A 6,392-nucleotide genomic window follows, 5' to 3' on the forward strand; every position below is an offset into this window, starting at 1 on the left:
GTATTGACCTAGCAAACTGAAAATGTTATGATTAAGAGGTCGCTTCGAGAGAAGCAACAAAGTTCTTTGAAAACTAAACAAGACAAAACGTACCTGTTAATTCAAAGTTTTAAATAAATCGCACAGCGATGTGCGTAGTCAGTCAAACACTTTATCGGAGAGTTTGATCCTGGCTCAGGACGAACGCTGGCGGCGTGCCTAATACATGCAAGTCGAGCGGACAGATGGGAGCTTGCTCCCTGATGTTAGCGGCGGACGGGTGAGTAACACGTGGGTAACCTGCCTGTAAGACTGGGATAACTCCGGGAAACCGGGGCTAATACCGGATGGTTGTTTGAACCGCATGGTTCAAACATAAAAGGTGGCTTCGGCTACCACTTACAGATGGACCCGCGGCGCATTAGCTAGTTGGTGAGGTAACGGCTCACCAAGGCAACGATGCGTAGCCGACCTGAGAGGGTGATCGGCCACACTGGGACTGAGACACGGCCCAGACTCCTACGGGAGGCAGCAGTAGGGAATCTTCCGCAATGGACGAAAGTCTGACGGAGCAACGCCGCGTGAGTGATGAAGGTTTTCGGATCGTAAAGCTCTGTTGTTAGGGAAGAACAAGTACCGTTCGAATAGGGCGGCACCTTGACGGTACCTAACCAGAAAGCCACGGCTAACTACGTGCCAGCAGCCGCGGTAATACGTAGGTGGCAAGCGTTGTCCGGAATTATTGGGCGTAAAGGGCTCGCAGGCGGTTTCTTAAGTCTGATGTGAAAGCCCCCGGCTCAACCGGGGAGGGTCATTGGAAACTGGGGAACTTGAGTGCAGAAGAGGAGAGTGGAATTCCACGTGTAGCGGTGAAATGCGTAGAGATGTGGAGGAACACCAGTGGCGAAGGCGACTCTCTGGTCTGTAACTGACGCTGAGGAGCGAAAGCGTGGGGAGCGAACAGGATTAGATACCCTGGTAGTCCACGCCGTAAACGATGAGTGCTAAGTGTTAGGGGGTTTCCGCCCCTTAGTGCTGCAGCTAACGCATTAAGCACTCCGCCTGGGGAGTACGGTCGCAAGACTGAAACTCAAAGGAATTGACGGGGGCCCGCACAAGCGGTGGAGCATGTGGTTTAATTCGAAGCAACGCGAAGAACCTTACCAGGTCTTGACATCCTCTGACAATCCTAGAGATAGGACGTCCCCTTCGGGGGCAGAGTGACAGGTGGTGCATGGTTGTCGTCAGCTCGTGTCGTGAGATGTTGGGTTAAGTCCCGCAACGAGCGCAACCCTTGATCTTAGTTGCCAGCATTCAGTTGGGCACTCTAAGGTGACTGCCGGTGACAAACCGGAGGAAGGTGGGGATGACGTCAAATCATCATGCCCCTTATGACCTGGGCTACACACGTGCTACAATGGACAGAACAAAGGGCAGCGAAACCGCGAGGTTAAGCCAATCCCACAAATCTGTTCTCAGTTCGGATCGCAGTCTGCAACTCGACTGCGTGAAGCTGGAATCGCTAGTAATCGCGGATCAGCATGCCGCGGTGAATACGTTCCCGGGCCTTGTACACACCGCCCGTCACACCACGAGAGTTTGTAACACCCGAAGTCGGTGAGGTAACCTTTTAGGAGCCAGCCGCCGAAGGTGGGACAGATGATTGGGGTGAAGTCGTAACAAGGTAGCCGTACCGGAAGGTGCGGCTGGATCACCTCCTTTCTAAGGATATTATACGGAATATAAGACCTTGGGTCTTATAAACAGAACGTTCCCTGTCTTGTTTAGTTTTGAAGGATCATTCCTTCGAAACGTGTTCTTTGAAAACTAGATAACAGTAGACATCACATTCAATTAGTAACACAAGATATCACATAGTGATTCTTTTTAACGGTTAAGTTAGAAAGGGCGCACGGTGGATGCCTTGGCACTAGGAGCCGATGAAGGACGGGACGAACACCGATATGCTTCGGGGAGCTGTAAGCAAGCTTTGATCCGGAGATTTCCGAATGGGGAAACCCACCACTCGTAATGGAGTGGTATCCATATCTGAATTCATAGGATATGAGAAGGCAGACCCGGGGAACTGAAACATCTAAGTACCCGGAGGAAGAGAAAGCAAATGCGATTCCCTGAGTAGCGGCGAGCGAAACGGGATTAGCCCAAACCAAGAGGCTTGCCTCTTGGGGTTGTAGGACACTCTGTACGGAGTTACAAAGGAACGAGGTAGATGAAGAGGTCTGGAAAGGCCCGCCATAGGAGGTAACAGCCCTGTAGTCAAAACTTCGTTCTCTCCTGAGTGGATCCTGAGTACGGCGGAACACGTGAAATTCCGTCGGAATCCGGGAGGACCATCTCCCAAGGCTAAATACTCCCTAGTGACCGATAGTGAACCAGTACCGTGAGGGAAAGGTGAAAAGCACCCCGGAAGGGGAGTGAAAGAGATCCTGAAACCGTGTGCCTACAAGTAGTCAGAGCCCGTTAACGGGTGATGGCGTGCCTTTTGTAGAATGAACCGGCGAGTTACGATCCCGTGCAAGGTTAAGCAGAAGATGCGGAGCCGCAGCGAAAGCGAGTCTGAATAGGGCGAATTGAGTACGTGGTCGTAGACCCGAAACCAGGTGATCTACCCATGTCCAGGGTGAAGTTCAGGTAACACTGAATGGAGGCCCGAACCCACGCACGTTGAAAAGTGCGGGGATGAGGTGTGGGTAGGGGTGAAATGCCAATCGAACCTGGAGATAGCTGGTTCTCTCCGAAATAGCTTTAGGGCTAGCCTCAAGGTAAGAGTCTTGGAGGTAGAGCACTGATTGGACTAGGGGCCCCTACCGGGTTACCGAATTCAGTCAAACTCCGAATGCCAATGACTTATCCTTGGGAGTCAGACTGCGAGTGATAAGATCCGTAGTCGAAAGGGAAACAGCCCAGACCGCCAGCTAAGGTCCCAAAGTATACGTTAAGTGGAAAAGGATGTGGAGTTGCTTAGACAACCAGGATGTTGGCTTAGAAGCAGCCACCATTTAAAGAGTGCGTAATAGCTCACTGGTCGAGTGACTCTGCGCCGAAAATGTACCGGGGCTAAACGTATCACCGAAGCTGCGGACTGTTCTTCGAACAGTGGTAGGAGAGCGTTCTAAGGGCTGTGAAGCCAGACCGGAAGGACTGGTGGAGCGCTTAGAAGTGAGAATGCCGGTATGAGTAGCGAAAGAGGGGTGAGAATCCCCTCCACCGAATGCCTAAGGTTTCCTGAGGAAGGCTCGTCCGCTCAGGGTTAGTCGGGACCTAAGCCGAGGCCGAAAGGCGTAGGCGATGGACAACAGGTTGATATTCCTGTACCACCTCCTCACCATTTGAGCAATGGGGGGACGCAGGAGGATAGGGTAAGCGCGGTATTGGATATCCGCGTCCAAGCAGTTAGGCTGGGAAATAGGCAAATCCGTTTCCCATAAGGCTGAGCTGTGATGGCGAGCGAAATATAGTAGCGAAGTTCCTGATTCCACACTGCCAAGAAAAGCCTCTAGCGAGGTGAGAGGTGCCCGTACCGCAAACCGACACAGGTAGGCGAGGAGAGAATCCTAAGGTGATCGAGAGAACTCTCGTTAAGGAACTCGGCAAAATGACCCCGTAACTTCGGGAGAAGGGGTGCTCTGTTAGGGTGCAAGCCCGAGAGAGCCGCAGTGAATAGGCCCAGGCGACTGTTTAGCAAAAACACAGGTCTCTGCGAAGCCGTAAGGCGAAGTATAGGGGCTGACGCCTGCCCGGTGCTGGAAGGTTAAGAGGAGCGCTTAGCGTAAGCGAAGGTGCGAATTGAAGCCCCAGTAAACGGCGGCCGTAACTATAACGGTCCTAAGGTAGCGAAATTCCTTGTCGGGTAAGTTCCGACCCGCACGAAAGGCGCAACGATCTGGGCACTGTCTCAACGAGAGACTCGGTGAAATTATAGTACCTGTGAAGATGCAGGTTACCCGCGACAGGACGGAAAGACCCCGTGGAGCTTTACTGCAGCCTGATATTGAATGTTGGTACAGCTTGTACAGGATAGGTAGGAGCCTTGGAAACCGGAGCGCCAGCTTCGGTGGAGGCATCGGTGGGATACTACCCTGGCTGTATTGACCTTCTAACCCGCCGCCCTTATCGGGCGGGGAGACAGTGTCAGGTGGGCAGTTTGACTGGGGCGGTCGCCTCCTAAAGGGTAACGGAGGCGCCCAAAGGTTCCCTCAGAATGGTTGGAAATCATTCGCAGAGTGTAAAGGCACAAGGGAGCTTGACTGCGAGACCTACAAGTCGAGCAGGGACGAAAGTCGGGCTTAGTGATCCGGTGGTTCCGCATGGAAGGGCCATCGCTCAACGGATAAAAGCTACCCCGGGGATAACAGGCTTATCTCCCCCAAGAGTCCACATCGACGGGGAGGTTTGGCACCTCGATGTCGGCTCATCGCATCCTGGGGCTGTAGTCGGTCCCAAGGGTTGGGCTGTTCGCCCATTAAAGCGGTACGCGAGCTGGGTTCAGAACGTCGTGAGACAGTTCGGTCCCTATCCGTCGCGGGCGCAGGAAATTTGAGAGGAGCTGTCCTTAGTACGAGAGGACCGGGATGGACGCACCGCTGGTGTACCAGTTGTTCTGCCAAGGGCATCGCTGGGTAGCTATGTGCGGACGGGATAAGTGCTGAAAGCATCTAAGCATGAAGCCCCCCTCAAGATGAGATTTCCCATTCCGCAAGGAAGTAAGATCCCTGAAAGATGATCAGGTTGATAGGTCTGAGGTGGAAGTGTGGCGACACATGGAGCTGACAGATACTAATCGATCGAGGACTTAACCATATTTTTGAATGATGTCACACCTGTTATCTAGTTTTGAGAGAACACTCTCAATGGTTTGGTGGCGATAGCGAAGAGGTCACACCCGTTCCCATACCGAACACGGAAGTTAAGCTCTTCAGCGCCGATGGTAGTTGGGACCTTGTCCCTGTGAGAGTAGGACGTTGCCAGGCAAATGGAGGATTAGCTCAGCTGGGAGAGCATCTCCACCATTATTGGGCTATAGCCAAGCGGTAAGGCAACGGACTTTGACTCCGTCATGCGTTGGTTCGAATCCAGCTAGCCCAGCCATTTTTATTTTTGAAATCTAATAGTAAGAGCCATTAGCTCAGTTGGTAGAGCATCTGACTTTTAATCAGAGGGTCGAAGGTTCGAGTCCTTCATGGCTCACCATGTTTCACGCGGGTGTGGCGGAATTGGCAGACGCGCTAGACTTAGGATCTAGTGTCTTTATGACGTGGGGGTTCAAGTCCCTTCACCCGCATTGCCAAACAACATAAAAAAAATCCTGTACTGCGGAAGTAGTTCAGTGGTAGAACACCACCTTGCCAAGGTGGGGGTCGCGGGTTCGAATCCCGTCTTCCGCTCCAACTATACCATCCACGCCGGGGTGGTGGAATTGGCAGACACACAGGACTTAAAATCCTGCGGTAGGTGACTACCGTGCCGGTTCAAGTCCGGCCCTCGGCATTATTATTATGCGCCCGTAGCTCAATTGGATAGAGCGTTTGACTACGGATCAAAAGGTTAGGGGTTCGACTCCTCTCGGGCGCGCCATATCTTTTAATAGAATAGATGGGAAATCGGGAAGTAGCTCAGCTTGGTAGAGCACATGGTTTGGGACCATGGGGTCGCAGGTTCGAATCCTGTCTTCCCGACCATTTTTTATGGGGCCTTAGCTCAGCTGGGAGAGCGCCTGCTTTGCACGCAGGAGGTCAGCGGTTCGATCCCGCTAGGCTCCACTTGATTTCAAAAATATTTGGCGGTGTAGCTCAGCTGGCTAGAGCGTACGGTTCATACCCGTGAGGTCGGGGGTTCGATCCCCTCCGCCGCTACCAATGGACCTTTAGCTCAGTTGGTTAGAGCAGACGGCTCATAACCGTCCGGTCGTAGGTTCGAGTCCTACAAGGTCCACCACTATACGGAGGAATACCCAAGTCTGGCTGAAGGGATCGGTCTTGAAAACCGACAGGGGTGTCAAAGCCCGCGGGGGTTCGAATCCCTCTTCCTCCGCCATATCTCATTTAATTATCATCGCGGGGTGGAGCAGTTCGGTAGCTCGTCGGGCTCATAACCCGAAGGTCGCAGGTTCAAATCCTGCCCCCGCAACCAAATTTTAAAATGGTCCGGTAGTTCAGTTGGTTAGAATGCCTGCCTGTCACGCAGGAGGTCGCGGGTTCGAGTCCCGTCCGGACCGCCATTTATAAAATGGCTCGGTAGCTCAGTTGGTAGAGCAACGGACTGAAAATCCGTGTGTCGGCGGTTCGATTCCGTCCCGAGCCACCATTTGCACCGCCGTACGGTCCGCCTGACGACGCGCGCACAACCATTCGGGGGCGGCCCCGGTCCAACTCCGCATGAGGAAACGACTTGTC

14 tRNA genes and 3 rRNA genes are annotated in these 6,392 nt (G+C 53.0%); all 17 read left to right on the forward strand.

The annotated features are described in order from the left end of the window. The first annotated feature begins 151 nt into the window (after positions 1 to 151). The 17 genes from ACFRKB_RS38755 (at position 152) to ACFRKB_RS38835 (ending at position 6,303) form a co-directional block, all read left to right on the forward strand. Positions 152 to 1,701, forward strand: a 16S ribosomal RNA gene (locus tag ACFRKB_RS38755). 170 nt (positions 1,702 to 1,871) lie between these two features. Continuing rightward, positions 1,872 to 4,800: ribosomal RNA gene (locus tag ACFRKB_RS38760) — 23S ribosomal RNA — on the forward strand. 54 nt (positions 4,801 to 4,854) lie between these two features. Further along, positions 4,855 to 4,970: ribosomal RNA gene (rrf, locus tag ACFRKB_RS38765) — 5S ribosomal RNA — on the forward strand. Together the 16S, 23S and 5S rRNA genes with 14 tRNA genes alongside form the textbook arrangement of a ribosomal RNA operon. Positions 4,971 to 5,013: 43 nt before the next feature. Then, positions 5,014 to 5,088 (forward strand) — tRNA-Gln (locus ACFRKB_RS38770). A 26-nt stretch (positions 5,089 to 5,114) separates the two neighbouring features. Then, positions 5,115 to 5,190: transfer RNA gene (locus tag ACFRKB_RS38775), tRNA-Lys, on the forward strand. A gap of 8 nt (positions 5,191 to 5,198) precedes the next feature. Beyond that, positions 5,199 to 5,281 (forward strand) — tRNA-Leu (locus ACFRKB_RS38780). A gap of 31 nt (positions 5,282 to 5,312) precedes the next feature. Next, positions 5,313 to 5,387, forward strand: a tRNA-Gly gene (locus ACFRKB_RS38785). A gap of 14 nt (positions 5,388 to 5,401) precedes the next feature. Next, positions 5,402 to 5,487, forward strand: a tRNA-Leu gene (locus ACFRKB_RS38790). 10 nt (positions 5,488 to 5,497) lie between these two features. Then, positions 5,498 to 5,574, forward strand: a tRNA-Arg gene (locus ACFRKB_RS38795). Positions 5,575 to 5,601: 27 nt separating this feature from the next. Beyond that, a tRNA-Pro gene (locus tag ACFRKB_RS38800) sits at positions 5,602 to 5,678 on the forward strand. A gap of 8 nt (positions 5,679 to 5,686) precedes the next feature. After that, positions 5,687 to 5,759, forward strand: a tRNA-Ala gene (locus ACFRKB_RS38805). 19 nt (positions 5,760 to 5,778) lie between these two features. Beyond that, positions 5,779 to 5,855: transfer RNA gene (locus ACFRKB_RS38810), tRNA-Met, on the forward strand. 2 nt (positions 5,856 to 5,857) lie between these two features. Further along, positions 5,858 to 5,934: transfer RNA gene (locus ACFRKB_RS38815), tRNA-Ile, on the forward strand. Between the two features lie 6 nt (positions 5,935 to 5,940). Beyond that, a tRNA-Ser gene (locus tag ACFRKB_RS38820) sits at positions 5,941 to 6,033 on the forward strand. 19 nt (positions 6,034 to 6,052) lie between these two features. Further along, positions 6,053 to 6,129: transfer RNA gene (locus ACFRKB_RS38825), tRNA-Met, on the forward strand. A gap of 11 nt (positions 6,130 to 6,140) precedes the next feature. Then, a tRNA-Asp gene (locus tag ACFRKB_RS38830) sits at positions 6,141 to 6,217 on the forward strand. Positions 6,218 to 6,227: 10 nt separating this feature from the next. Continuing rightward, a tRNA-Phe gene (locus ACFRKB_RS38835) sits at positions 6,228 to 6,303 on the forward strand. Positions 6,304 to 6,392: the final 89 nt, after the last annotated feature.

The sequence above is a fragment of the Streptomyces scopuliridis genome (genome assembly GCF_042790125.1).
GTDB lineage: Bacteria > Actinomycetota > Actinomycetes > Streptomycetales > Streptomycetaceae > Streptomyces > Streptomyces scopuliridis_A.